Annotated in this window: 31 protein-coding genes, 1 other RNA gene and 1 pseudogene; 19 read left to right on the forward strand and 14 right to left on the reverse strand. The window is 68.0% G+C overall.

Annotated elements, in window-relative coordinates:
• Window positions 1–59: 59 nt before the first annotated feature.
• The 8 genes from H0I76_RS15690 to H0I76_RS15725 all read left to right on the forward strand — a co-directional run bounded on the left by H0I76_RS15690 (window position 60) and on the right by H0I76_RS15725 (window position 3,642).
• A complete protein-coding gene (locus tag H0I76_RS15690) occupies window positions 60–650 on the forward strand; it encodes a hypothetical protein (protein WP_200611769.1) in 591 nt (196 codons plus the stop codon).
• Between the two features lie 11 nt (window positions 651–661).
• On the forward strand, window positions 662–913 hold the full coding sequence (locus tag H0I76_RS15695) for a hypothetical protein (protein WP_200611771.1): 252 nt from the start codon (window positions 662–664) through the stop codon (window positions 911–913).
• 101 nt (window positions 914–1,014) lie between these two features.
• A complete protein-coding gene (locus H0I76_RS15700; protein ID WP_200611774.1) occupies window positions 1,015–1,194 on the forward strand; it encodes a hypothetical protein in 180 nt (59 codons plus the stop codon).
• On the forward strand, window positions 1,191–1,523 hold the full coding sequence (locus tag H0I76_RS15705; protein ID WP_200611776.1) for a hypothetical protein: 333 nt from the start codon (window positions 1,191–1,193) through the stop codon (window positions 1,521–1,523). The genes H0I76_RS15700 and H0I76_RS15705 overlap by 4 nt, the downstream gene beginning before the upstream one ends.
• A 118-nt stretch (window positions 1,524–1,641) precedes the next feature.
• A complete protein-coding gene (locus H0I76_RS15710) occupies window positions 1,642–1,974 on the forward strand; it encodes a P27 family phage terminase small subunit (RefSeq protein ID WP_200611778.1) in 333 nt (110 codons plus the stop codon).
• 1 nt (window position 1,975) lies between these two features.
• On the forward strand, window positions 1,976–2,260 hold the full coding sequence (locus H0I76_RS15715; RefSeq protein ID WP_200611780.1) for a hypothetical protein: 285 nt from the start codon (window positions 1,976–1,978) through the stop codon (window positions 2,258–2,260).
• Window positions 2,261–2,644: 384 nt separating this feature from the next.
• The gene (locus H0I76_RS15720) at window positions 2,645–3,103 is read left to right on the forward strand and encodes an excisionase family DNA-binding protein (protein WP_200611782.1); all 459 of its coding nucleotides are present in this window, start codon (window positions 2,645–2,647) and stop codon (window positions 3,101–3,103) included.
• Complete coding sequence (locus H0I76_RS15725) at window positions 3,100–3,642, forward strand: PIN domain-containing protein (protein ID WP_200611784.1); 543 nt, start codon at window positions 3,100–3,102, stop codon at window positions 3,640–3,642. Before H0I76_RS15720 ends, H0I76_RS15725 begins: the two co-directional genes overlap by 4 nt.
• A 486-nt stretch (window positions 3,643–4,128) precedes the next feature.
• On the opposite strand, the gene H0I76_RS15730 is transcribed toward H0I76_RS15725, so the two are convergent.
• A complete protein-coding gene (locus tag H0I76_RS15730; protein WP_200611786.1) occupies window positions 4,129–4,572 on the reverse strand; it encodes a hypothetical protein in 444 nt (147 codons plus the stop codon).
• 58 nt (window positions 4,573–4,630) lie between these two features.
• On the opposite strand from H0I76_RS15730, the gene H0I76_RS15735 reads away from it, so the two are divergent.
• Window positions 4,631–4,891, forward strand: coding sequence for a helix-turn-helix domain-containing protein (locus H0I76_RS15735; protein ID WP_200611790.1), 261 nt, complete (start codon window positions 4,631–4,633; stop codon window positions 4,889–4,891).
• A 124-nt stretch (window positions 4,892–5,015) separates the two neighbouring features.
• Here the strand turns inward: H0I76_RS15735 and H0I76_RS15740 are convergent, their stop codons facing one another.
• Genes H0I76_RS15740 through H0I76_RS15750 form a run of 3 tightly spaced genes read right to left on the reverse strand, consistent with a single transcriptional unit; the run spans window position 5,016 to window position 7,304 of the window.
• Window positions 5,016–6,194 (reverse strand): toxic anion resistance protein, encoded by a 1,179-nt coding sequence (locus H0I76_RS15740; protein ID WP_200611793.1) that lies wholly within the window; start codon window positions 6,192–6,194, stop codon window positions 5,016–5,018.
• Window positions 6,195–6,231: 37 nt separating this feature from the next.
• Window positions 6,232–7,155 carry a 5-bromo-4-chloroindolyl phosphate hydrolysis family protein gene (locus H0I76_RS15745; protein WP_200611795.1) on the reverse strand — a complete coding sequence of 308 codons (924 nt, stop codon included), beginning with the start codon at window positions 7,153–7,155 and terminating at the stop codon, window positions 6,232–6,234.
• Window positions 7,152–7,304 (reverse strand): hypothetical protein, encoded by a 153-nt coding sequence (locus H0I76_RS15750; RefSeq protein WP_200611798.1) that lies wholly within the window; start codon window positions 7,302–7,304, stop codon window positions 7,152–7,154. Before H0I76_RS15750 ends, H0I76_RS15745 begins: the two co-directional genes overlap by 4 nt.
• Window positions 7,305–7,442: 138 nt before the next feature.
• Here H0I76_RS15750 and H0I76_RS15755 point away from each other — a divergent pair, with 138 nt between their 5' ends.
• Entirely contained in the window at window positions 7,443–8,396 is a 954-nt protein-coding gene (locus tag H0I76_RS15755) for a ChaN family lipoprotein (RefSeq protein WP_200611800.1), read from the forward strand.
• Window positions 8,397–8,401: 5 nt separating this feature from the next.
• On the opposite strand, the gene H0I76_RS15760 is transcribed toward H0I76_RS15755, so the two are convergent.
• Window positions 8,402–8,665 carry a sulfurtransferase TusA family protein gene (locus H0I76_RS15760; protein WP_200611803.1) on the reverse strand — a complete coding sequence of 88 codons (264 nt, stop codon included), beginning with the start codon at window positions 8,663–8,665 and terminating at the stop codon, window positions 8,402–8,404.
• A 183-nt stretch (window positions 8,666–8,848) separates the two neighbouring features.
• Here H0I76_RS15760 and H0I76_RS15765 point away from each other — a divergent pair, with 183 nt between their 5' ends.
• The 3 genes from H0I76_RS15765 to gfa all read left to right on the forward strand — a co-directional run bounded on the left by H0I76_RS15765 (window position 8,849) and on the right by gfa (window position 11,160).
• Window positions 8,849–9,394 carry a c-type cytochrome gene (locus tag H0I76_RS15765; protein WP_200611806.1) on the forward strand — a complete coding sequence of 182 codons (546 nt, stop codon included), beginning with the start codon at window positions 8,849–8,851 and terminating at the stop codon, window positions 9,392–9,394.
• Between the two features lie 178 nt (window positions 9,395–9,572).
• Window positions 9,573–10,310 (forward strand): cytochrome c biogenesis CcdA family protein, encoded by a 738-nt coding sequence (locus tag H0I76_RS15770; RefSeq protein WP_200611808.1) that lies wholly within the window; start codon window positions 9,573–9,575, stop codon window positions 10,308–10,310.
• 235 nt (window positions 10,311–10,545) lie between these two features.
• A complete protein-coding gene (gene gfa, locus H0I76_RS15775; RefSeq protein ID WP_200611810.1) occupies window positions 10,546–11,160 on the forward strand; it encodes an S-(hydroxymethyl)glutathione synthase in 615 nt (204 codons plus the stop codon).
• A 66-nt stretch (window positions 11,161–11,226) separates the two neighbouring features.
• Here gfa and H0I76_RS15780 read toward each other — a convergent pair whose 3' ends face one another.
• From H0I76_RS15780 to ssrA, 5 genes are all read right to left on the reverse strand, one after another.
• A complete protein-coding gene (locus H0I76_RS15780; protein ID WP_200611812.1) occupies window positions 11,227–11,460 on the reverse strand; it encodes a ribbon-helix-helix domain-containing protein in 234 nt (77 codons plus the stop codon).
• Entirely contained in the window at window positions 11,457–11,687 is a 231-nt protein-coding gene (locus H0I76_RS15785) for a DUF4169 family protein (RefSeq protein WP_200611814.1), read from the reverse strand. Before H0I76_RS15785 ends, H0I76_RS15780 begins: the two co-directional genes overlap by 4 nt.
• Window positions 11,688–11,799: 112 nt before the next feature.
• Window positions 11,800–13,188 (reverse strand): class II fumarate hydratase, encoded by a 1,389-nt coding sequence (gene fumC / locus H0I76_RS15790; RefSeq protein WP_200611816.1) that lies wholly within the window; start codon window positions 13,186–13,188, stop codon window positions 11,800–11,802.
• A 114-nt stretch (window positions 13,189–13,302) separates the two neighbouring features.
• Window positions 13,303–13,818: an SspB family protein gene (locus H0I76_RS15795; RefSeq protein ID WP_200611818.1), complete on the reverse strand. Its 516-nt coding sequence runs from the start codon at window positions 13,816–13,818 to the stop codon at window positions 13,303–13,305.
• 142 nt (window positions 13,819–13,960) lie between these two features.
• Window positions 13,961–14,314, reverse strand: a transfer-messenger RNA (tmRNA) gene (gene ssrA / locus H0I76_RS15800).
• A 154-nt stretch (window positions 14,315–14,468) separates the two neighbouring features.
• Here ssrA and H0I76_RS15805 point away from each other — a divergent pair.
• Window positions 14,469–15,401, forward strand: a complete 933-nt coding sequence (locus H0I76_RS15805; RefSeq protein ID WP_200611821.1) for a bifunctional 5,10-methylenetetrahydrofolate dehydrogenase/5,10-methenyltetrahydrofolate cyclohydrolase — start codon at window positions 14,469–14,471, stop codon at window positions 15,399–15,401.
• A 7-nt stretch (window positions 15,402–15,408) separates the two neighbouring features.
• Here the strand turns inward: H0I76_RS15805 and H0I76_RS15810 are convergent, their stop codons facing one another.
• The 3 genes from H0I76_RS15810 to H0I76_RS15820 are packed head-to-tail and all read right to left on the reverse strand — an operon-like array spanning window position 15,409 to window position 17,358.
• The gene (locus tag H0I76_RS15810) at window positions 15,409–16,119 is read right to left on the reverse strand and encodes a DUF1194 domain-containing protein (RefSeq protein ID WP_200611824.1); all 711 of its coding nucleotides are present in this window, start codon (window positions 16,117–16,119) and stop codon (window positions 15,409–15,411) included.
• Window positions 16,116–16,925 (reverse strand): DUF1194 domain-containing protein, encoded by an 810-nt coding sequence (locus H0I76_RS15815; protein ID WP_325166467.1) that lies wholly within the window; start codon window positions 16,923–16,925, stop codon window positions 16,116–16,118. Before H0I76_RS15815 ends, H0I76_RS15810 begins: the two co-directional genes overlap by 4 nt.
• A gap of 4 nt (window positions 16,926–16,929) precedes the next feature.
• Window positions 16,930–17,358 (reverse strand): VOC family protein, encoded by a 429-nt coding sequence (locus H0I76_RS15820; protein ID WP_200611838.1) that lies wholly within the window; start codon window positions 17,356–17,358, stop codon window positions 16,930–16,932.
• A 77-nt stretch (window positions 17,359–17,435) separates the two neighbouring features.
• On the opposite strand from H0I76_RS15820, the gene thyX reads away from it, so the two are divergent.
• The 4 genes from thyX to H0I76_RS15840 all read left to right on the forward strand — a co-directional run bounded on the left by thyX (window position 17,436) and on the right by H0I76_RS15840 (window position 19,879).
• Complete coding sequence (gene thyX / locus H0I76_RS15825) at window positions 17,436–18,344, forward strand: FAD-dependent thymidylate synthase (protein WP_200611840.1); 909 nt, start codon at window positions 17,436–17,438, stop codon at window positions 18,342–18,344.
• A 13-nt stretch (window positions 18,345–18,357) separates the two neighbouring features.
• Entirely contained in the window at window positions 18,358–18,696 is a 339-nt protein-coding gene (locus tag H0I76_RS15830) for an ArsC/Spx/MgsR family protein (RefSeq protein WP_200611933.1), read from the forward strand.
• Between the two features lie 23 nt (window positions 18,697–18,719).
• A complete protein-coding gene (locus H0I76_RS15835) occupies window positions 18,720–19,397 on the forward strand; it encodes a class I SAM-dependent methyltransferase (protein WP_200611842.1) in 678 nt (225 codons plus the stop codon).
• A gap of 92 nt (window positions 19,398–19,489) precedes the next feature.
• A complete protein-coding gene (locus H0I76_RS15840) occupies window positions 19,490–19,879 on the forward strand; it encodes a hypothetical protein (protein WP_200611845.1) in 390 nt (129 codons plus the stop codon).
• 113 nt (window positions 19,880–19,992) lie between these two features.
• On the opposite strand, the pseudogene H0I76_RS15845 reads toward H0I76_RS15840, so the two are convergent.
• A pseudogene (locus tag H0I76_RS15845) lies at window positions 19,993–20,790 on the reverse strand (arginase family protein); the annotation flags it as partial.
• Between the two features lie 131 nt (window positions 20,791–20,921).
• On the opposite strand from H0I76_RS15845, the gene H0I76_RS15850 reads away from it, so the two are divergent.
• Entirely contained in the window at window positions 20,922–22,139 is a 1,218-nt protein-coding gene (locus H0I76_RS15850) for a multidrug effflux MFS transporter (RefSeq protein ID WP_200611850.1), read from the forward strand.
• Window positions 22,140–22,338 lie beyond the last annotated feature (199 nt).

The raw sequence follows: 22,338 nt of genomic DNA on the forward strand, positions 1-22,338 counted from the left end.
CTGTCAGAGGGCGCAGTGTTCTCGTAAAATATTCGGGAACAAAGGCAAGGAGCCCATTCATGGCAGGAAATCTAAATATCGCGTTCCCAGAGGACGATGCGGCGTTCGCGGCTTTACGCGAGCAACAGCAACAGGCGCACGACGAGATCGCGAGAAACTCGGAGATCGTCCAGAAATACAAAGCGCACATTAACGCGGTTTCTTCTGTCTTCGCGCCACGGCGTCCTGATCCGACAACCGAGGAAACGGAACGCGCACGGGAAGCCTCGCGCAATGTGAGGGCCGCCCGCGTGAAGTTGCGCGACCTCGAACTTCCGTTGAGGGAAGCGAGATCGAAGGCGGCAAGGCAGATCGCGGATCAGGCTCGGCCCGAATATCTGGCGAGGCTCGGCGCCTATGCCGCCGCCTACCTGAAAAGCCATGAGGCCGAGCTCGTCGCGTTGGAGGAGATCTTCGCGCTTCGGGGCGAGTTGGAGGCAAGGGCGGTTCCGCTGGGCACCTTCCCGATCGTGCCGTTCGAGCGGAAATTCGAGAACGTCTCATGGCGGCGTCAGGTGGTGCGCGAGGACGCGCTGGAACTTGTCCGACTTGGCGCGCTGAAACCGGCGGATGTTCCGTCCGCGTTGCGCAAATATTGGGGGCTAGCATGACGAAAATCAGAATGGGCGCCGCCAATGGCGAGCGCGTCGAAACGGGCAGCCGCAAGCGCCGCCGCCCCCACAAAGCCGGCGACGTGACGTTTACCAGGCTCGCGAACGGCAACATCAAGGTGACCGGCGATGCGTGTCCCTACGACATCGCCGAGGCAATCCGCCGCTGGAAAGCCAAGAAGGCCGAAAAGCGCGCTCCGATTGGCGCGGACGGGGCAGCGGCGCGGCGTGCCCGGATGCGGCGGAAGCTGGTGAGAACATGAGAGATGGGCGGGCGCGTCTGTTCGCGAGCGAGCCCGCCTCACTTCCCCGGCCTGTCACCCCTTCACCGGCAGGCCGGGGCCTTTTTGAAAGAGGCAGGGACATGAGCCAAAACGAGCCGCTCGGGAGAGCCCAAGAAAAAATCACCGGTGCTGGCCGACAGGTCCGCACCCTCACGCCCGAGGACGTGCGCGCCCTGCTTCGCGGGGTGGATCTCGACTACCTGGACGCCGACGAAGTCAAAGCCCGGCGCGACGCCCGACGCGAGAGGATGCGCCGGTGATCCGTATCATGCTCGGCTCGACAGGCAGCACGCCCAGCGCATCGGCAGAAGGGCGCACCGCCGCATCGCGCGCGGCACCAATCTGCAAGCTTGCCCGCGACCTCGTGGCCATCGGGTATTCGCCCGACACGCTCGCCGAGGTTTGGCGCAATCAGTGCCTCGTCTTCGCTGCCCAGCCGCTTGGCAAGTGGGCAAAGCTGACCGTGGAAGAAACGACCAACGCGAGCGCACGTTTCCGCGTGTGGCGCGACCGTGCGGAATACTTCGCGGGGAAAGGCGAGAGGGACCGGCAGGCATCTGACCCCGCCGAAGATGAAGATGCCGCCTGAGCGCCGGATACCCCCAACGCTGCGGGCAAATGACGGGGGAGGGGTGGGTCCGATTTCTAAGGGCTTAGGGCTGCCATCCGGCTCCCCCAAGGAACGCTAATTTAACTAAGGATCTGAAATGCAGTTGAAGCCGCCCAAGCACCTGTCGAAGGAAGCTGCGTCCTGGTGGCGCTCGCTCATTGCGGAATACGAGATCAGCGACGTTGCGGGCCTGACGCTGGTGACGACGGCCGCCGAGTGTCTGGATCGAATGCGGGCCGCACAAGACGCAATCCGCAAGCATGGCGAGGTGATCGAGGATCGCTATGGGAGCGTGAAGACGAACCCGGCTTGCTCGCTCGAAAAGGATTCCCGCAACGGGCTTCTCGCGGCGCTCAAGGCGCTCAACCTTGATCTTGAGCCAGTAAAGCCGCGCGGGCGGCCTGTAGCTGTCCCAGCATGGAGGGGGTGACATGCCGACAGTGAGACGCCGCACCGCACGCAATCGGCAGCTATCCGCCACGCCCGAGGCGTTGGTTCACTGGCGAGACTACTTTGACGGCGGCTGTTTCCTTTTGGCTGGCGCCGAGCGTGATCTGGGCCTTGAGCGCGCCACGCCCGACGAGATCGACGCGGCGGCAAAAGCTGTCTGGCACGCTCACGGGGCCGAATATCTCGCGGCAATCGAGGGCATTCCGGGCGGGCAGTCGCTGGCATTCACCGCCGACTATGCCTTGCGGGCTTATGGGAGGCCTTAGGGCCGACAAAACTCAAAGTTCCAAACTGGAGCAATGAGAACCCGCGCGCGAGGGGCCGACTAATGAAAATGTCATCGTCTGCGACACCTTCTGCACCCACCCGCGCGCGAGGCCGGTAACCAAGTCGACAATTTGGCGAGTTGATTGGCCACGCTCCTGCGCAGTGTCTTACTCGTTCACAGGCCCATGTTGGCGCGGGCCTTGATCTGGATCGAGTGGGACTTCGCCCCTTTGACCTGATGGAGACTGTGTGGACAGAATCACCACTGTTTCCCGAAAGACTCACTGGTGATTCTGCATTCGAGCTTCCGGCATCTGCCGTTGCACTTATTGCACATAGAGCACATATTTCACTTAAATTGAACCTGACAGATGGGGAGCACCATGCCGACGCTGGAGGCAAGCGGATTTGGAGACCGCCTTCCGACTCAGATCGAACAAGATGATGCAAAGCGCTTTCTAAATATTTTAGAAAAAAGTAGGCGGCCTAGTGGTGCGTATACATTTTTCTTTCGCGAAATAGGATCTCATGATGCTCCTGCGGAGGTACATTTGGATAAATCTCTCGCTGAGGTTTTAAGGCAGCTTCTCGCGATTATTGCGCATGGCCAAGCCGTTCAGATCACTCCGATCCGCGCGGAGCTTTCTACGTTGCAGGCGGCAAAGGCGCTTGGTGTTAGTCGACCGTATCTGATCAAGCTTCTTGAGCGCGGTGAAATTCCTTTTCGAAACGTCGGTCGTCATAGGAGAATAAAAGCTGAGGATGTCTTCGATTACAAGAGAGGGCAGGACGCTGTAAGATCCAAGGTACTTGCTGAGATGCTCCGGGACGATGGGCTTTGATAAACGACTATACAGTAGTTCTTGATGCCGATGTGCTCGTGGGATCTTTTCGGCGTCATCTACTGTTGAACCTAGCGAGGGGCGGCTTATTCCGTCCCGTGTGGTCTGAGACGATCTTGCAGGAGGTCGTTGCGACGTTGGAACGGGACAACGGCGATGGCCAAAGGGTTAGGCGGCAACTGGAGCAGATGTTCCCCGGCGCTGCGGCAGATGAGAGCTACATCCACCTTGTTCGGAAAATTCAGCTAGCCGACGAGAATGATCGTCACATCGTCGCTGCCGCCTTAGCGGAGAACGCTGATGCGATCTGCACCTTGAACGCCCGAGATTTCGGATGGAGCGCGGTTGAGGTTGTGAGTCCTGATAAGCTCATCGCCGATACATGCGACATTGCGATGCCTCAGGCCGTGAACGCTTTAGCTGAAATGCGCAGGCAAATGACAAGCGTCCATGATGGGGAAGGGTTTGTCGATCGTATGAAGAGCCAAGGGCTTATCGAGACAGAAAGGTTATTCCGACCGCTGGTCGATCGCCTTTAGTCATGTCCGTCGAGACTGAGACGCCATGAGGCAAATCTGGGGGAGGCCCTTGCTCCGACCAAAGCGATCAGCCTTCACACTTGGCGATGTCGCGGGAGATGATTGACGCTCGCGCGGCGCGGCATTGCTCGCGATTTGGGAGGCCGGATCTTCGCGGCCTGCCAGAGAACGCGCTCGCATTGCCCGGTTGCTGCCGATGACAGCTTCAAAGCCCAAGCCGATTCCGCCGCTTGAGCAGGCGTTGCGCGATGTCCGCGAAATCTTGGAGCGCGCCCGGCGCGGCGATCCGAGAGAGGTAGAGCGAGCAATCGAGCGGATTAACCGGGCGCTCGACCCAGAGGAATAAGCCTCGCCGCAGCACCGCCCAACGCCTCCCGTCAACATAGCCCGCACCACAAGAAAGCCCCCAGCCGAGGCCGGGGGCAGGGCGCGCTGTGGACTGAGAAAACAGCGCGAGAGGAACTGCGGGAAGTTTACGCGAGGCTTTTAATCGCTGGCAATAATCTTGCGGGCTTCTTCGAGCGGCGCAGCGTGTTCCCCGTGCGCCTCCAAGGCGCCGCTATCGTGTCGGCATAGCCCGCGCGCGCCCGCGAGGATCTGGCGCAAAAGCGCGCCGTCAGCGTCGTCCCTCTGATTATCGAACTCATAGGCGTCGGGGTCGTCGAAGCGCCCACCGGCGCGACAGTAGCCGAAGGCGTCGAAGGCGCAGAGGATCTGGCCCACCAACCCCTCGGGCGTGGTCGCGGTGACGCTGGCAAGCCGGACCATGGCGGCGTGCTGGACTTCATGCAGGGTGACGGGCATGTCCTTGCCGCTCTTGGCGTGCTGGGCTTCCCACTCGTTCGTTGCCCGCGCGGCTTCGAGCCAGGCGCGGAAGGCGGCGATGGTTGGATCGGATTGACCGGCGAGCGTTTTGGCATGGTTTGTCATTCGGGAACTCCCTAATGTGAACGTGTGATAATCTTTGATACGGAATGTCTAAAAATCAATGCAAAAAGTATCAATTGGGCAGGTGCGGGCGGCGCGCGGGCTTTTGGGCTGGTCGCAGGCGGACCTAGCCAAGCGCGCGGGCGTGAGCCTTCCGACCATCAAGCGGTTGGAGGCGGCGGGCGGCGATCTGGGCGGGCGCTACGCAACGGCGGTCGCGATTGTCGAGGCGCTGGAAGCAGGTGGGGTTTCATTCATCCCCGAGAACGGCGGCGGATTGGGGGTTAGATTGGTGGAGCCGAAGAAGCCAAAATCTAAATAATTATGCAATTTCAGATACATAAAGACTTAAAAAGGTTGAGAAACGGTAAACCCGAAGCACCCGGCCCGGAGGGCCGACCCAAGGGAGCCGCGCCCGCCGGCGCGGCCCGGCCTCGGTCGGAGCCTCAGCCTGCCGTGCCGCCCGTCCCCGCCGTCTCCGTGCCGCCGCGCGATTTCGCGGCCGCGAGCGTCGCCTTCAGCTCGGCTTCCATGCGCTTGAGCTCCTCCTCGGCGGCGGCGCGCTTGGCCTTGCCCTCGTCGGCGATCTTCAGGCTCTCCTCGATGGTGTCGATCAGGCGCTGGTTGGCTTCCTTGACGGCCTCGATGTCGAAGACGCCGCGCTCCATCTGGGTGCGGACCTCGCGGTTCGCGGCCTGCAGGTTCTCGGCGTTCTTGGTCAGAAGCTCGTTGGTCAGGTCGGTCGCCTCCTTGACCACCCCGGCCGCCTCGCGCGAGCGCACGATGGTGACCGCCTGGGCAAGCTGCGTGCGCCACAGCGGCACGGTGTTCACCAGCGTCGAGTTGATCTTGTTCACCAGGCTCTTGTCGTTCTCCTGCACCAGCCGGATCGAGGGCAGCGACTGCATCGTCACCTGGCGGGTGAGCTTCATGTCGTGGATGCGCCGCTCCAGCTCGTCGCGCGCCGCGCGCATGTCGCGCAGCTCCTGCGCGCGGATCACCGCCTCGTTCTCGGGCGCGGCGGCCACGGCCGCGTCCATCGCCGGGATCGTCTCGGTGTCGAGCTCGTCCACCTTGGCCTCGCCCGCGGCGATGTAAAGCGCGAGCTCGTCATAGAAGTCGAGCGTGTTCTCGTAGAGCTTGTCGAGGAACTTGATGTCCTTGAGCAGCACCGTCTCGTGCTCGAGCAGCTTCTCGGTCACCGTGTCGATCTGCCCGCGGACGGTCTCGTAGCGGGCGACGAACTCGGCCACCGGGCGGGTGCGGCCCAGCAGCCAGTCCCACCAGCTCTGCTTGCGGTTGGGGTCGATCTCGGCCGGGTCGAAGCCGCGCAGGGTGGTCACCATCTGGCGCAGGCTCGACCCCGCGGGGCCGGTGTCCTTGTTGCGCACGCCCTCGAGCATCCGGTCCGAGATCTCGGTCAGGCGGATCTGCGCGCCCGAGCCGAACTTGATGATCGACTGGGTGTCCGACATGTCGAGCTCGCCCATGCGCCTGTCGATCTCGGCGCGCAGCGCCGGCTCGGCGCGGGCCGCGGGGATGATCTCGGCCTTCGGCTCGGCCAGGGTGACGGCGCTCAGCGCCTCGGCCTCGGCGGCGACGGCGGTGCGGTCGATCTCGGTCATGTCGATGAGGCTCCGTGCAAAGGTTTCGGGGGAATGCTCAGCGTTGTTCCTGTTCGAGCCGCTCGCGCAGCACCTCAATCTCGACTTCGAGATCGGTGCGCTCGTTCTCGAGCAGCATCTTCCGGCCCCGCTCGAAGCTGGTCTCGAGGTCGCCCAGAAGCGCCAGGTAGTCGCGGCGCAGGGCGGGGTCGGCCAGGGTCTCGTGCGTCTCGGCGTATTTGCGCGTCGCCTCGTGCGCGCCGGTCAGGTAGACGGACAGGTAGCGCCGCGCGCGCGGCAGGTCGCGCGGGTCGCCCTCGACCTGCCGCAGCAGGCCGCGCACCGCGCTCATCAGGGTGTCGAGGCGGGTCTCGATCTCGCGGTCGCGGATGGTGTGGCCCAGCCGGGTGATCTCGGCCAGACGGGCCTCGGCCTTGTCCAGCGCCTCGGCGACGCGCCCCGCCTCGGAATCGGCGATGTCGATGCCCTTGTTCTTCAGCGGATCGATGCCGAAGGCCATCAGGTGCGACGCCGTCGCCAGCGCGCCCATGCCCAGCGCGCTCGGCAGGCCCTGGCCCCAGCCCGCGTAGCTTGCGAGGGCGACGCCCAGGCCCGCGGCGGCGGCGGCGATGATCTTGCGCGGGACCGCCGGGCGCCGCGCGACGCTGCGCGCCTCGAAGGCGGCCTCAGCCTTCTGCCCCTCGCGCAGCATCCAGGCCCCGCCCAGCAGCAGCGCCAGCGCTGCAAGGTCGGCCACGGCGGCCACAACATTGCCCAACGCGATGTCGCTGAAGGCGGCGAACAGGAGCGGCAACGGCAGCACGAAGAGAAGCATGCCGCGCACGTCGATCGACGCCGCGCGCCGGCCGCGGAAGCGGTCGCCGCCCCACGGGCGCGGCGCGTCTTGGCCGACCGGCGGCGCGCCGGGCCCGGCCTCGCGCGTTCCCGGGCTGTGCGCGCCGCCGTAGCGCCGCGCGCTCATCCGCCAGATCCCGCGGGCGAGGATCCCACCGGGGCGTTGAGAGAGTTCATCGTGTCGATCCACGGGTTCACATAGGCGTGGCACGAGGTGACGCCGATCGTCACCGCAAGAACCGCGAAGGCCAGCCAGCCCGCCCAGCTTCTCGACATCCGCGTCCTCCTGCGCCCAGGCGCGCTGCTGCGACCCGCAATAGATAGCAATCGCGGCCCTCCCGCGCCAGTCGAAGGGGTTGCAACGCGCGCCGTCGAGGCTAGCGTCATGCGGTGCGGGCAGATCGGAGGCGCGATGTGACGGTCGGGTTCGACATGATTGGGCCGGGGATCTCCGGGGCGTTGCGGGCCCTGGCGGTTGCACTCGGTCTTGCCGCCTGCGCGCCCCTGGGCGCGCCGCCGGGGCCCGTCGGGCCGGATGCGCTGACCGGGCGCATTTGGGACGTGGCCGCGGGGCGCGAGATCGCACCCGATATCCTCGCCGCGCGCCTTCGTGGCGCGGACCTCGTGATCCTGGGCGAGGTGCACGACAATCCCACCCATCACGCGCGGCAGGCCTGGGCGGTCGAGGCCATCGATCCCGCCGGCCTTGCCTTCGAGATGGTGCCCGAGGCCTCCGAGGAAGGCATCGCGGTCTTCCGCGCCCAGGGCGCGGCGCCGGGCGAGATCGGCCCGGCGATCGGTTGGGACCGGCTCGGCTGGCCCGACTGGCCGCTCTATGCCCAGATCTTCGAGGCCGCGCCCGATGCCTATGTCGCGGGCGGCGGGGTAGCGCGCGCCGACCTGCGGCTCGCATCGGCCGAAGGGGCGGCGGCGGCCTATGGCGCGGGCGCTGCCTCGGCCGGGCTCGAGGCCCCCTTGCCCGCGGCGCAGCAGGCCGAGGCCGAGGCCGAGATGGTGGCCGCGCATTGCAACCAGCTGCCGCCCGAATACGCCGCCGCGATGGTCGAATCACAGCGCCTGCGGGACGCGCGCTTCGCCGCCGCGCTCTTGCGCGCCTATCGGCAGGGCGAGGGCCGCGGCGCTGCGGTGCTGATCACCGGCAACGGCCATGCGCGCACCGACCGCGGCGTGCCGGTCTATCTTGCTGCCCGCGCGCCCGGGCTCGACGTGATCTCGGTCGGCCAGGTCGAGGTGGCCGAGGGCGCCGCGCCTCCGGCGCCGGGCGACCCGTCATTCCCCTTCGACTACGTCTGGTTCTCGGAACCGGCCGCGCGGACGGACCCCTGCGCGGGGTTCACGATGCGCTGAGGCGCTCAGCCCACGCGCTTTCGCACCCAGAACAGGATCTCGGCGCCCGTGCCGTCGCGCTGGTGCAGCAGGTCATGTCCCTGCTCGCGGCAGAAATGGGGAACGTCGACGCGGGCCGCCGGGTCGTCGGCCAGGATCCGCAGCACCGCGCCCGGTTCCAGCGGGCCCAGCCGCTTGCGCGCCTTGAGCACCGGCAAGGGGCACAGCAGGCCGCGCGCATCCAGCTCGGCGTCGAAGGCCGGTTCCGCGCCCGCATCGGTATCGCTCATCTATCGCTCCGCCATCCCGCCGGGAAGCCGCGGCTGGCCGCGCGCCGGCCACATGGTGAAATGGGTAGCCCGCTGCCGCATGCGCGGCAAGCCTGCCGCGGGGCTTCTTGCGCGCACCGCGCCCCTGACCTAGCTTGCCCGCAACCCAGCACCGCCAGGCACGATCGCGAGGATCGCCGAAGGATGATGAAAGCACGTCGCCATGGCCAGTCCGGCGCCCGGCCGTGGGTTGCGGCCCTCGCCGCCGGGGCCGCGCTCTGCGCCGCGGGGCGCGCGCCGGCGCAGGACCTGGGCGACGCGGTCGCGCCCTATGTCGTGGTCAACGGGCGCGAGATCCCCGAAAGCCTGACGGGTGCGCCCGGCGACCCCGCGCGCGGGCTCACCCTCTTCCTCGACGCGACCCGGACCGGCTGCACCGCCTGCCATGTCGCCAGGGCCGCGAGCAGCGTGCCGGCGGGCGGCTACGGCACCGGTGGCTCGGCCCCGCGCACCCCCGACGGGCGCGATCCGGCGCCGCTCGACGGCGTGGCCGCGCGGCTCTCGCCCGGCGAGATCCGGCTCTGGATCGTCGACCCGGCCGCGGTCGATCCGTCGAGCGCGATGCCCGCCTATTACCTGCCCGGCCAGCGCAAGGGTGTCGACGACCCGCTCTATAACGGCCCGCGCCTCACCGCGGCGCAGATCGAGGATCTCGTCGCCTGGCTCGCCACGCTCGATGCTGCGCCCTGACGGTGGCGCCTAGACGGTGGTGCCCTGACGGTGGCGCTTGGGGCGCGCGCGCCTGACGGGAACGTGAGGCGGCATAGCGTCGCTTTCCTTTGCGCCGCGGCCTGCGCCAGATTACATCGCGGGCGGGGCGCGCGCGCGCGTGGCTCCGGGCATCTGCGGGTGGAAAGCGGCGGGATCCATGGAGATCGGACTCTTCACGGCCTTCATCGGGGGACTGATCAGCTTCCTCAGCCCCTGCGTGCTGCCCCTGGCGCCGCCCTACCTGGCCTATCTCGGCGGCACGACCCTCGACCAGATCTCGGGCGAGAGCGGCGAGACCGACGCGGCGCTCAGGCGCCGGGTGTTTCTCGCGGCGCTGTGCTTCGTGCTTGGCCTCGGCACGGTCTTCGTGCTGCTCGGCATGGGCGCATCGGCCGTGGGGCAGGCGCTCCTGAGCTACAAGACCGAACTGGCCCGGGTCTCTGGCGCGCTGATCATCGTCCTCGGCGCGCATTTCCTCGGGCTGATCCGCATCCCGTTCCTCAACCGCGAGGCGCGCTTCGGCGGGCCGGCCGAGGCCGGGAGCCTTGGCGCGAGCTACCTGATCGGCATCGCCTTCGCCTTCGGCTGGACGCCGTGCATCGGCCCGATCCTCGCCGCCATCCTCACTCTTGCCGCGCAGCAGGACACGCTGGGCGCGGGCACCGCGCTCCTGGCGGTCTATGCCGCCGGCCTCGGGGTGCCGTTCCTGGTCGCGGCGCTCTTCGTCGGTCCCTTCCTGCGTTGGGCCAAGGGCGTGCGCCGCCACATGGGGCTGATCGAGAAGGCCATGGGCGCGCTCTTGGTGGTCGTCGGCCTGATGATCATGACCGGCGAGTTCGAGCGCATCGCCTACTGGCTGCTGGAGACCTTCCCCATCCTCGCGACCTTCGGCTGAGCCGGGGATCCGCCCCGCGCGCCCACCCCGGACGCCTGCCCCGCGTGCCTTCCCCGCGGTCGCGACCGAGCTGCCAGCGAGTCTCCGCCGCGCATCCGCAATTATCGGTCACGTGCTTTGGTTTTGGTGAAAGGAACTTGCGTCCGCACCGGGCTCATGGTTCGGTTGGTGACCCAGCCGGCCGGAAGAGCCGAGATTGGCCCTTCGCCATGGCGGGTTCGAAGGGAGGACGCCAATGTTTGGATTATTCGGCAAGAAGGAGGAGCCCGCCGGCCCCTCCTACGCTCATGTCAAGATTCATCCGTCAGTCGACGGCGGCGTGAGGAAGGGCTCGTCTGATTTCAAGGGCGGCACGCTGCGCTGTCATTGTTCGAGCAACCCCGTCGAGGTTCAGATCACCGGGAACGTGGCGCATAACCACATCTGCGGCTGCTCGAAATGCTGGAAACCCAAGGGCACGATCTTCAGCCAGATCGCGGTCTGCGCAAAGGATAACGTCAAGGTCACCAAGAACGCCGACAAGCTGACGATCGTCGACCCCTCGGCGGCAATCCAGCGCCATGCCTGCAAGGATTGCGGTGTGCACATGTTCGGCCGCATCGAGAACGACGGGCATCCGTTCTACGGGCTCGATTTCGTGCACACCGAGCTGTCGAACGAGTCGGGCTGGAACGGCGCCGAGTTCGCCGCCTTCGTCTCGTCGGTCATCGAGCAGGGCACGAAGCCCGAGGCGATGGAAGGCATTCGCGGCCGCCTGCGCGAGCTGGGACTCGAGCCGTATGACTGCCTCTCGCCACCGTTGATGGACGCGATCGCGACCCACATCGCCAAGAGCCGAGGGCTGCTCTGACGCAAGGCACCGAACGGGGTCGAGCAGGCGTCCCGCCGTTCCGCGGCGGGGCGCACCTTGTGGCGCTCAGCCGCGCCCGCCCAGCGCGCGCAGCACGTGCAGGCGGATGGCCGAGGCAAGCGTGGTCTGCGGGCCGCGCGCCACGTCGATGCGACTTGCCAGCGCGTTGACCGACACGCCCTCCGACGCCGCGATCCGGCGGAACTCCTGCCAGAACGGCTCCTCCAGGCTCACCGAGGTGCGGTGCCCCGAGAGGGTCAGTGACCGCTTGACCGGCGGCGGGTAGGGGCCGTCCGTCACCCGTTCGGTTCCCCGCCCGGCTCCGCGTCTGACGTCCCGTCATCGTCGAGCGGCTCGAGCCGATGGCCGTCGAGCGCGCGCCGCGCCTTGTCCTCGCGGGCGCGCGCCAGGTCCGTCGCAGGTTTCGGGATGCCATGCTCGGCCGCGTTGCGGTCGGCCTCGGCCTTTTGCTCGGCCCGTGCCTTCGCCTTGCGCCGCTGGCGCAGATTGATCACCTTCCCGGTCATCCGCGGCCCATCCGCCTTGCCCGTTCATGCCCGCTGGCGATGATGCGCCAGAACCGGCGCCCGCGAAAGCCCGTGGCCGGGCGCGCGCGGCGTGCGCGCGCGCCTCCTTGCGTCACTTCGGCCCCAGCATGTCCTCGGGCTTGACCACGCGGTCGAAGGTCTCGGCGTCGCACAGGCCCAGCTTGATGGCCTCGTCCTTGAGCGTGGTGCCGTTCTTGTGGGCGGTCTTGGCGACGGTGGCCGCATTGTCGTAACCGATCACCGGCGCCAGCGCCGTGACCAGCATCAGGCTCTCCCACATCAGTTTCGAGATGCGGGTCTCGTCGGCCTTGATGCCGTCGACGCAGTTGTCGGTGAAGGCCGAGGCGGCATCGCCCAGCAGCTGCATCGACTGCAGCAGGTTGTAGATCATCATCGGCTTGTAGACGTTGAGCTCGAAATGGCCCTGGCTGCCGGCGAAGCCGATCGCCGCGTCGTTGCCCATGACATGGGCGCAGACCTGGGTCAGCGCCTCGCACTGGGTGGGATTGACCTTGCCCGGCATGATCGACGAGCCGGGCTCGTTCTCCGGCAGGATCAACTCGCCCAGGCCGCAGCGCGGGCCCGAGCCGAGCAGGCGGATGTCGTTGGCGATCTTGAAGAGGCTCGCGGCCACAGTCTTGCAAGCGCCCGACATCTCGACGATGGCGTCATGGGCGGCCAGCGCCTCGAACTTGTTGGGTGCGGTGACGAAGGGCAGGCCGGTGATCGCGGCGATCCGCTCGGCCACCTTCTCGGCGAAGCCGGGCTTCGAGTTCAGCCCCGTGCCGACCGCCGTGCCGCCCTGCGCCAACGGGTAGATGTTGCCCAGCGAGGCCTCGATCCGACGGATGCCCTGCTCGACCTGGAAGGCATAGCCGCCGAACTCCTGGCCCAGTGTCAGGGGGGTCGCGTCCTGCGTGTGCGTGCGCCCGATCTTGATGATATGCGCGAAGGCCTTGGCCTTGGCGTCCAGCGCCGCGTGCAGCTTGCGCAGCCCCGGCAGCAGGACGTCATGCGCGGTGCGCGCCGCGGCGATGTGCATCGCGGTCGGGAAGGTGTCGTTCGACGACTGCGAGCGGTTGACGTGGTCGTTGGGATGGACCGGCGACTTCGAGCCCCTGGCGCCACCCAGGATCTCGATGGCGCGGTTCGAGATCACCTCGTTCGCGTTCATGTTCGACTGGGTGCCCGAACCGGTCTGCCAGACCACCAGCGGGAAGTGGTCGTCCAGCTTGCCGGCCACGACCTCGCTCGCCGCCTCGACGATCGCCTCGCCCAGCTTCTGGTCGAGATTGCCCAGCGCCATGTTGGCCTCGGCCGATGCCTGCTTGATGACGCCCAGCGCGCGGACCAGGGCGATGGGCTGCTTTTCCCAGCCGATCGGGAAGTTCTGGATCGAGCGCTGCGTCTGCGCCCCCCAGTAGCGGTCTGCCGGAACCTCGATGGGTCCGAAGCTGTCGGTCTCGGTGCGCGTGGCCATGTCTTGCCCCCTCGTTCGATCAGGCACTTCCAGAACTGGCGCGGGTATAGCGCCCCCGCCACGAGGTTGGAAAGCGCCGCCGCGCCGCAGGGCTTCAGGAAATCGTGCGGGGGCTCAGCGCTTGCGGAAACGGTCGAGGCGCACGACCTCGCCCGAGGACGGGTGTCCGCCGGTTCCGTCGGGGCCGCCGTCATCATCCTCGTCGGGCTCCTCGCGCCGCCCGGCCTCGGCGCTCTCGGCAGGCGGCTTGGCAGCTGCCTCCTCGTCCTCGTCGTGGTCGTCGAACTTGAGGCCGAACTTCACCGACGGGTCGACGAAGGTCTTCACCGCGTCGAGGGGAATGACCAGCGTTTCGGGGCGGTCCGAGAAGTTGAGCGTCACCCGGAACCGGTCGCCCGTCACCGCGAGATCCTCGAACCAGTCCTGCAGGACGATCGTCATCTCGCGCGGGTAGTTCTCGTGCAGGTATGTGGGGATGTCGACGCCCGGATGGGTCGTGTCGAACGAGATGTAGAAATGATGCTCGCCGGTCAGCCCGTGCTTGGCGACATGCCCGAGCACGTCGGCCACAACGCCGCGCATCGCCCGCTCCATGAAACGCCCGTAATTTATTCCGCGCTTACCGGCCATCTCTCCCGGACATCCCCCAAGGCTGCTCAGGCAGAACCATAAACGATTCTTCGCGCGTGGGTAGAGGGAGGCCGCGAGAATTGTCCCGATGCGACACAGCGACCACGCGGCCCGGCCGGGAGGGATTAGCGATGGTGGGGAGAGTGCAGGCTTCTGTTGCCAGGTGCCTGCGAACCCCGCCTGCCGCGGCTAAGCGTCAGGACTTAGATTTCGATGGCATGCGCTGCATTACGCAGCGAGGGCCACCGGAGCACGGTTGTCATTGGCAACTGTACTTTTCGGACCGATAACGGTGGTACCTCACCGAGCGAAAGCTAACGCCTTTACACGTCCGTCGATCCTGTTTCGGCCCCGTCGCCCCCCAATGAGGGGATTTTGGTGGAGCCGCCGGGTACCGCCCCCGGGTCCGGTCCGTTTATTTCGCGCGCGTTTATCGCCATAGATCCCTTGCGGGAACAGCCAAGAGATAGGCGATCCCGGTCGGCTTTGAAAGGGGGCAGATGCCGGGCCGCGCCGGCCGGCATGGCGCCACCCATTGCGCCCGACCCGCGCGACCCACTGCGCATCTGCGTCATCGATTGCCGCAAACCCGGCCGACAATCGCACCGCCGCCGGTCAGTGTCGCGCCACGGCGAGACCGGAGGAAAGCCATGCCATCGACCGCAGTCCTGGCGCGCGAGAGCGCCCCGAGCCACAAGGTTCTCGACGGGCGCGCGCTCGCCCAGCGCATCCGCGCCGAGGTTGCCGCCGATGTCGCCGCGCTCACCGCCTCCGGCTGGCCGGTCCGTCTGGTCTCGATCTCGGCCGGCGACACCGAGGCCGCGCGGCTCTATGTCCGGAACCAGAGCCGGGCCGCGGCCTCGGTCGGCATGGATTTCGAGGCGCGCGACTACCCCGGGGACATCGGCTCGGAGGAGCTGACCGGGATCATCCAGGGGCTCAACACCGACCCCCGCGTCACCGGCATCATCATCCAGCGCCCGACGCCCGCGCATCTGCCCGAGCGCCGCCTGCAGCGCAGCGTCCATCCCCTGAAGGACGTCGAGGGGATGCATCCCGCCAATATCGGAAACATCGTCTACAACGACCTCAAGATGGGTCCCTGCACCGCCGTCGCCGCGGTCGAGATGCTGCGCGAGACGCGGATGAGCCTCAAGGGGCTCGAGGTCACGGTGATCGGGCACTCGGCGATCGTAGGCAAGCCGATCGCCTTCCTCCTGATGGCCGAGGGCGCGACCGTGACCGTCTGCCACCACATGACGCGCAACCTCGCGATGCATTCGCGCTCGGCCGACGCGGTCTTCGTCGCGGTCGGCAAGCCGGGGCTCGTGATCGGCGACATGCTCAAGCCGGGGGCTGCGCTGATCGACATCGGCATCAACCAGGTCGACGGCCCGGACGGGCCGCGCGTCGTCGGCGATGCCGATTTCGACGGCTGCCACGAGGTCGCGGGCTGGATCACCCCCGTTCCGGGTGGGGTCGGGCCGGTGACGGTGGCGATGCTCCTGCGCAATGCCGTCACGGCGGCCAAGCTGCAGCGCGATCACTACGCCGCGACCTTCGGCGAGACCGCGCCGGGCTGAGCGGGGCTCACTCGCCCGCCCGTTCCGAGACGATCATCGGCTGCTCGATCTCGCGCAGCAGCTTGCGCAGGATCGCCTCGGGGTAGTCGTCGAACCCTTCGGCCACCTCGACGAAGGCGCCGGGCCCGGCGATCACCCTGGTCATGTATTCCTCGAGCGGGTCGGGGTCCGCGCCGCGGATCACCAGCGCGTTGATCGTGTATCCCGCGGAAGCCGCCGAATGCGAGGCCGCCTCGGGCGCGCGGCCCTCGTTCGATGTGCCGTCGCCCGAGATGTCGATCACGCGCCGACCGCAGGCGTCGGGGGCCTCGCCGCCGATGGCATGGGCATGCGCGACCGCCTCGCCGATGGCGGTCGAGAAGTTGCGCCACGCCCGGCCGGTGGTGCGGATCGCGGCGGCGAACTCCTGCGCCGAGGCGGCGTCGGTCAGCCTGTGCCAGCCGATCATCTGGCTCTGACGCGAGACGCCCGACCATTGCGTCAGGGTCACCAGAACGCCGCCCTCGACCGCGGCGATCGCCGCGCCCACCGATTCGCTGGCGAAGGCATCCGCCAGCCCGCCCATCTGGATCGCGAACTCGTTCTCGTCGACCGAGCCCGAGACATCGACGGCGAGGATCAGCTGGAGCCCGCAGGCCATGGCCGCGCCGGGCGCGAGCCCCAGCCCCGCCGCGGCGGCGAGCGCAAGGATCCCGCGGCCGCGGCGCGCCCGGGTCATCTCGCCCGCCGGTCCGGGGCCCGGGGTGCGGCGGCGGTCAGCGCGGATCCTCCGCCGTCCCGCTTCGCATCGTCCTCGGTTTCCCAATCCCCGCCAACGCCGCCCGGAGCCTCGTTCCGGCCGATCACGAACTCGGCGTTGATCTCGCGCAGCAGCTTGTCGATCATCACCCGGCGGTAATCCTCGAAGTCGCGCGCGATGGCGACGAAGGCACCGGGGCCCTGCATCACGTGCTCGCGGTAATAGATGCCCGGGTGCGGATAGGCGCCCAGGATCACCAGCCCGTTGATGGTGATGCCGTCCAGCACGCCGCGCGCGCGAAAGTATTCCGGGCCCACGCCGTCGTTGTTCTCGCCGTCGCCCGAGATGTCGATCACCCGGCGGTCGCAGATCGGCGCCTTCTCGAACAGCTTTGCGCCGTATTCGACCGCCTTGCCGATCGCCGTCGGGAAATCCGAATAGACCCGCTGGTGCGAGCGCAGCCGGCTCGCGAAGGCGCGCACCGCCTCGGGGCTGTCGAGCCGGGTCCAGCCGGCGACGACGTCCTGCTGGCTGTAGCCCGACCACTCGTAGGCGATCGCGGCGACATGCGCGCCGGGCGGGCTGAGGATCGCCTCGATCACTTCGGGCCGCTCCAGCGCATGGGCCAGCCCGTCGAACTGCAGCCGGTATTCCTGGTCGTTCACGCTCGACGAGATGTCGAGCGCGAGCACCAGCGCCAGCTTGCACGCCGCCGCCACCGGCACGGGCAAAGCCGCGCCCAGCAGCGCGGCGAGCCCGGCCATCAGCGGCGCGCGGCGCCTCACGGCGTCACCAGCTGCCGGTGTTCGGCATCGATGCCCAGGGCTCGGCCGCGGGCAGCGGGTCGCCGATCTGCAGCAGCTCGACCGAGACCCCGTCGGGCGTCTTGACGAAGGCCATGCGCCCGTCGCGCGGCGGGCGGTTGATGACGATCCCGCCATCCATCATCTTCTGGCAGGTCTCGTAGATGTTCTCGACGCCATAGGCGAGGTGCCCGAAGGCACGGCCATGGCCGTATTCCTCGTCCGAGCCCCAGTTGTGGGTGAGCTCGATCGGCGCGTCGTGCTGGCCCGGAGGCGCAAGGAACACCAGGGTGAACTTGCCGGCCTCGTTGTCGTAGCGCCGCGTCTCCTCGAGCCCCAGATAGGTCTTGAACCAGTCCGCGGTCTTTTCGACGTCGTGCACGCGGATCATGGTATGGAGATATTTTGTCTTCATGTCGTGGTGTCCCTCGCGGTATATACAATATCTAGACAGCGCGACTCGCGCCGCGCCACGGGCTCAGGGGGAAACATATGTCTTTGACCGCGGAACAACAGGCCGAGATTGCCCGCAGCCGCTCAGAAACGCGAGAGACGCGCCGCGTGGTCGCCGAAGGCCTCGAGGCGCGGCTCTACGAGGCGGTGCCCGTGCTCGATCACGGCTTCGTCCGGGTGATCGACTACATGGGCGACGACGCGGCGATCGTGCAGGCGGCGCGGGTCAGCTATGGCCAGGGCACCAAGGCCGCGCGCGACGACGCGGGCCTGATCCGCTACCTGATGCGGCACTGGCACTCGACCCCCTTCGAGATGTGCGAGATCAAGCTCCACGTGAAGCTGCCGGTCTTCGTCGCGCGCCAGTGGATCCGCCACCGCACCGCCAATGTGAACGAGTATTCGGCGCGCTACTCGATCCTCGACCGCGAGTTCTACATTCCCGCGCCCGAGAACCTCGCCGCCCAGTCGACGGTGAACAACCAGGGCCGTGGCGCGGTGCTGGAAGGGGCCGAGGCCGCCGAGGTGCTCCGGATCCTCAAGGAGGATTCGACCCGCGCCTATGACCACTACGAGGCGATGCTGGCCCAGGATGACCAGCAGGGGCTCGCGCGCGAGCTCGCGCGGATGAACCTGCCGGCCAACATCTACACCCAGTGGTACTGGAAGATCGACCTGCACAACCTGATGCACTTCCTGCGCCTGCGCGCCGACGCCCACGCGCAATACGAGATCCGCGTCTATGCCGAGGCGATCTGCGAGCTGGTCAAGGCCTGGGTTCCGGCCGCCTATGCCGCATTCGAGGACTACCGGCTGGGCGCGGTGCAGTTCTCGGGGCCGGGGATGGCCTGCCTCAGGCGGATGCTGGCGGGCGAGACGGTGACGCAGGAAACCTCGGGCATGTCCAAGGGCGAATGGCGCGAGTTCGAGGCGGCGTTGAAGGGCTGACGCGATGGCGGCGATCACGCTCTACGGCCTCAAGGCCTGCGACACCTGCCGCAAGGCGCTGAAGGCGCTCGACGGGCGCGACGTCGCCTTCGTCGATGTCCGCGCCGACGGCGTGCCGCCCGAAACCCTCGCCGGCTGGATCGCGAAGCTGGGGCCCGATGCCCTCGTCAACCGACGCAGCACCACCTGGCGCGGCCTGCCCGAGGCCGAGCGGGCCCAGGCCGAAACCGCCCAAGGGGCAGCGGCGCTGCTGGCCCGCCATCCTGCCCTGATGAAACGCCCGGTGACCGTGGCGGGCGGGGCGCTGCATGTCGGATGGGACAGCGGGGTCCGCGCGGCCCTCGGGTTATGAGCGCGGGGCGAGGAGGACCGGCCATGCCCGACAGACCCTTCCTTGCCGCCGACGACGCCTTGCGCCGCGCCCTTGGTGACATCTCGGGCCTCGACGCCATCGACATGGGCGCGGGGTCGGGGCGGATGACCCGCGCATTGTGCGGCATGGGCGCGCGCGCCCTCGGGGTCGAGCCGAACCCGGCGGCGGTGGCCGCGGCCCGCGCAGCCGGGGGCGATTTCCTCGAGGCCGCGGCCGAGTCGACCGGTCTGCCGGACGACTGCGCCGATCTCGTGGTGTTCTCGCTCAGCCTGCACCACGCCCGCGACATCCCCACCGCGCTGACCGAGGCCTGCCGCCTCCTGCGCCCGGGCGGGCGGGTCGTGGTGAACGAGCCCGTCGCCCCCGATCCGATCTGGCCGGTCGCCCGCTTCATCGACGACGAAAGCGCGGTCTATGCCGAGGTCGTCGCGGCCGTGGCCGCGCTCGCCGCCTCGGGGCGCGTGCTGCGCGAGGCCGCGCTCGATTTCTCGTCGAAGTATCATGTCGCGACGCCTGACGAGATGCTGGCCGACATGACGGCCGTCGATCCGCGCCGGCGGCTCGACCCCGCCGATCGCCCGGCCTTCGAGGCGGCCTTCGCCGAGGCGCTCGAAACCGACGAGCGCGGCCCCTACCTGCCGTACTGGGAGCGGATCGAGGTCCTGCGCTACGCCGCGTGACGCGGGCGCGCCGTGTCGGCCCGGCCCTTTGCAGGCGCGCGCGCGATCACTATTGAGAGTATTCGGGCCGGACGGCGGAAGAAGGGAAGCCTATGCGCAACGCGGCAATGGTGCTGGGGATCATCGGCGGGACGATCGGGATCGTCGTGGGATTCTTCGGCTATGGGTTCGTCGTCGCCGACGCCTTCTTCTCGGGGCTGTCCGAGAGCCAGCCGATCAACGAGCACCACGACCGGATCAAGGTGATCAGCCTGATGGCGCCGATCCTCGGCATCGCGGGGGGCGCGATGGCGCCGGGACGCCCGGCCATCGCCACGGCGCTGATGGCGGCCTCGGCGGTCGGGATGTACTGGGGCTTTGGTTTCACCGTCTTCACCATGTTCCCGATCGCGATGTGCGGGGCGGCCGCGGTTCTGACGCTTGGCGCAGCCTTCGGCCGGCGCGGCGGCGAGGCCGGGGCCGGGCCGGCCGGACGGTCCTGACGCGCGCCGGCCCCGCGATATGGGCGCGGATTCGCTCGTGCCCTTCGGCTATTGTATTACATTCAAATACTTAAGCTCATTTTCACGCGTGAAAGCCGCGCCCGGAGGTCGTGTCACTCCCCCGTCAGCGCCGCCAGCACCCGGCGGCAGGCCCGCCCGGTCGCGCCGTCAAGGTCCTTCGACGGCGACCAGGCGCTGACCGAGATCATGCAGATCTCGGTCCCGGCGACGAAGTCCTCGAGCGCGGCGACAAGCTGCGCCGTGGTTGGCCCGCCCCGCACCGGGTAGTTGAAGGCCGGCGCCTCGCGCGCGTCCAGCACGTCGAGGTCGATATGCACCAGCACCGGCCCGTCGAGCGCCAGCGTCCCGAGCGCCTCGATCCCGATATGCGCGAGACCCGAGTCCGCGACCGCCTCGGCCTCGAGCGGGTCGAGATCGCGGGCATCGACCAGGATCACCCGCTCCTCGGGCAGGGGGGCGAGCTCGACGCTCTCGCACATCCATTGCGGGCCGCGCCCCACGATCATTGCCAGCGGCATGCCGCCCAGGAACTGCGAGGGCGAGGTCTCGGGCGTGTTGAAATCGCCATGGGCATCGATCCAGACAAGCCAGGGCTCGATCCCCGCCGCGCGCACGCCCGCAAGCGCCGGAACCGCCGCGCAGCAGTCGCCCGCCAGGCTCACGGGCCGGTCGCCGCGGCGCAGCGCGCTTTCGGCAAAACGTGCGATCGGCAGGTGAAGCCGCGCCATGCCCTCGGCCTCGCGGTCGGGGATCGAGTGCGGCCCGTTCAGTTCGGACTCGACGGGGGCGTAATCGACCAGCCTCGGCTCGGGCTGCTCGAAGTATTGCGGGGTGATGATCCAGGCGTTCGGCATGGCGCGCACGCTTGCACGCGTCCCCACCCTCGCACAAGAGGCCGTGTCGGCGTGGCCGGCCGCGGATGCATAGCAGCCTTGCGCCGCGTCTTTCGGCTGTTGCCGCGGCGCTTCGGGTCCCTATCCTTGCCGCATTGCCCGCCGCCCGCACCTGATCCGGAATTGCAATGCCCAGTCACGCTTCGCTCGTGGTGCTTCTCGCCGCGCTCACTGCCATCGGACCCTTCGCCATGCAGGCGCTGGCCCCCGCGCTACCCGCCGTCGCGCGCGATTTCGGGGTGAGCGCCGCCGCAGCCCAGTTGCTCCTGTCGGTGTCGCTGGCGGCGATGGCTCTGTCGACGCTGATCTGGGGCCCGCTCAGCGACCGTCTGGGGCGGCGGCCGGTGCTCATCGGCGCGATGTGGCTTGCGGTGGTGGGATCCGCGATCGCCGGCGTGGCGCCGGATCTCGGCTTCGCCGTCGCGGGCCGGGTGCTCCAGTCCGCCGGCGCTGTCGCCGGCATGGTGCTCTCACGCGCGATCGCGCAGGACGTCTACGGCCGCGACGGCGCGGCCGCGGTCATCGGTCAGATCACGGCGGCGATGGTGGTGGCCCCGATGCTCGCTCCGGTGCTGTCGGGCTTCATGGTCGAGTGGTTCGGCTGGCGCTCGGTCTTCGCCATGGCGGCCGCGATCGCGGTTGCGCTGGCGCTCCTCGCCCGTGCGCGACTGCCCGAGACCGCACCCCCCTCCGATCCGCGCGGCTGGGGCGACGTGGCGCGCGGCCTCGTCGAGGTCGGCCGGCGACGCGCCTTCTGGGCCTATTCCTGCTACGGTGTGGCCTCGTTCTCGAGCTTTCTCTTCTTCGTCGGCTCGGCGCCCTTCGTGATGCAGGAAGCCTATGGGGTCGGCCCCAAGGGCTACGGCGTCTACTTCATCCTGGTCTCGCTCACCTACATGCTCGCCAACCTGCTCTGCGGGCCGATCACCCGCCGGATGGGCGGCGAGCGCGCGATCAGGGCCGGCGCGCTCTTCGCGGTGGCGGGCGTGGTCTTCGGGATCTCGCTCGCGCTGGCCGGGGTCCGGGACCCGATGGTGCTGATGTCCTCGGTGATGCTGCAGTCCCTGGGGGCCGGCGTGTCGGTGCCGAACGCGATGGCGGGCGCGGTGGGCGCGGCCCATGACCGGCCCGGCTCGGCCTCGGGGCTCATGGGGTTCTGCCAGTTCCTCGGCGGAGGGGTCATGGTCCAGCTCGCGGGTTTCCTGCCGCATGGCAGCGTGCTCCCGACGCTCGCGGTCATGCTGGCGCTTCTGATCGCCGGGCTTCTCTCGCATCTGTGGCTGGTGCGGACGGCGCCGGTCTCACGGCCCGTTGCCGGGGCCGTGGCAGGGGCTCGGGAGGACTGAACCACCCGTTTTCGACCCCCTCGAAAAAAGTCGAAAATGGGTGTTGCGCGGTCCGACGAATCTCCATATAAGCCCCGCTCACCGGCGACGAAGACCCCTCGGGAACGCGCCGCCGGATGCTCCTGAAAGCGGAGCCGCTCTTTGACAAGATACTGAAAATGAAGGGATATGCGGGCGGTTTGGTTTGTCCATCGACGGA

Origin of the sequence: Thermohalobaculum xanthum, assembly GCF_016623495.1 — a bacterium.
Taxonomy (GTDB): Bacteria; Pseudomonadota; Alphaproteobacteria; order Rhodobacterales; family Rhodobacteraceae; genus Thermohalobaculum; species Thermohalobaculum xanthum.

Bases quoted from the DNA above. Each gene is read 5' to 3' on its own strand.
- H0I76_RS15690 (WP_200611769.1), top strand. From the start codon at position 60: ATGGCAGGAAATCTAAATATCGCGTTCCCAGAGGACGATGCGGCGTTC.
- H0I76_RS15695 (WP_200611771.1), top strand. From the start codon at position 662: ATGGGCGCCGCCAATGGCGAGCGCGTCGAAACGGGCAGCCGCAAGCGC.
- H0I76_RS15700 (WP_200611774.1), top strand. From the start codon at position 1,015: ATGAGCCAAAACGAGCCGCTCGGGAGAGCCCAAGAAAAAATCACCGGT.
- H0I76_RS15710 (WP_200611778.1), top strand. From the start codon at position 1,642: ATGCAGTTGAAGCCGCCCAAGCACCTGTCGAAGGAAGCTGCGTCCTGG.
- H0I76_RS15715 (WP_200611780.1), top strand. From the start codon at position 1,976: ATGCCGACAGTGAGACGCCGCACCGCACGCAATCGGCAGCTATCCGCC.
- H0I76_RS15720 (WP_200611782.1), top strand. From the start codon at position 2,645: ATGCCGACGCTGGAGGCAAGCGGATTTGGAGACCGCCTTCCGACTCAG.
- H0I76_RS15730 (WP_200611786.1), bottom strand. From the start codon at position 4,572: ATGACAAACCATGCCAAAACGCTCGCCGGTCAATCCGATCCAACCATC.
- H0I76_RS15735 (WP_200611790.1), top strand. From the start codon at position 4,631: ATGCAAAAAGTATCAATTGGGCAGGTGCGGGCGGCGCGCGGGCTTTTG.
- H0I76_RS15740 (WP_200611793.1), bottom strand. From the start codon at position 6,194: ATGACCGAGATCGACCGCACCGCCGTCGCCGCCGAGGCCGAGGCGCTG.
- H0I76_RS15745 (WP_200611795.1), bottom strand. From the start codon at position 7,155: ATGAGCGCGCGGCGCTACGGCGGCGCGCACAGCCCGGGAACGCGCGAG.
- H0I76_RS15750 (WP_200611798.1), bottom strand. From the start codon at position 7,304: ATGTCGAGAAGCTGGGCGGGCTGGCTGGCCTTCGCGGTTCTTGCGGTG.
- H0I76_RS15760 (WP_200611803.1), bottom strand. From the start codon at position 8,665: ATGAGCGATACCGATGCGGGCGCGGAACCGGCCTTCGACGCCGAGCTG.
- H0I76_RS15765 (WP_200611806.1), top strand. From the start codon at position 8,849: ATGATGAAAGCACGTCGCCATGGCCAGTCCGGCGCCCGGCCGTGGGTT.
- H0I76_RS15770 (WP_200611808.1), top strand. From the start codon at position 9,573: ATGGAGATCGGACTCTTCACGGCCTTCATCGGGGGACTGATCAGCTTC.
- gfa (WP_200611810.1), top strand. From the start codon at position 10,546: ATGTTTGGATTATTCGGCAAGAAGGAGGAGCCCGCCGGCCCCTCCTAC.
- H0I76_RS15785 (WP_200611814.1), bottom strand. From the start codon at position 11,687: ATGACCGGGAAGGTGATCAATCTGCGCCAGCGGCGCAAGGCGAAGGCA.
- fumC (WP_200611816.1), bottom strand. From the start codon at position 13,188: ATGGCCACGCGCACCGAGACCGACAGCTTCGGACCCATCGAGGTTCCG.
- H0I76_RS15795 (WP_200611818.1), bottom strand. From the start codon at position 13,818: ATGGCCGGTAAGCGCGGAATAAATTACGGGCGTTTCATGGAGCGGGCG.
- H0I76_RS15805 (WP_200611821.1), top strand. From the start codon at position 14,469: ATGCCATCGACCGCAGTCCTGGCGCGCGAGAGCGCCCCGAGCCACAAG.
- H0I76_RS15810 (WP_200611824.1), bottom strand. From the start codon at position 16,119: ATGACCCGGGCGCGCCGCGGCCGCGGGATCCTTGCGCTCGCCGCCGCG.
- H0I76_RS15820 (WP_200611838.1), bottom strand. From the start codon at position 17,358: ATGAAGACAAAATATCTCCATACCATGATCCGCGTGCACGACGTCGAA.
- thyX (WP_200611840.1), top strand. From the start codon at position 17,436: ATGTCTTTGACCGCGGAACAACAGGCCGAGATTGCCCGCAGCCGCTCA.
- H0I76_RS15835 (WP_200611842.1), top strand. From the start codon at position 18,720: ATGCCCGACAGACCCTTCCTTGCCGCCGACGACGCCTTGCGCCGCGCC.
- H0I76_RS15840 (WP_200611845.1), top strand. From the start codon at position 19,490: ATGCGCAACGCGGCAATGGTGCTGGGGATCATCGGCGGGACGATCGGG.
- H0I76_RS15850 (WP_200611850.1), top strand. From the start codon at position 20,922: ATGCCCAGTCACGCTTCGCTCGTGGTGCTTCTCGCCGCGCTCACTGCC.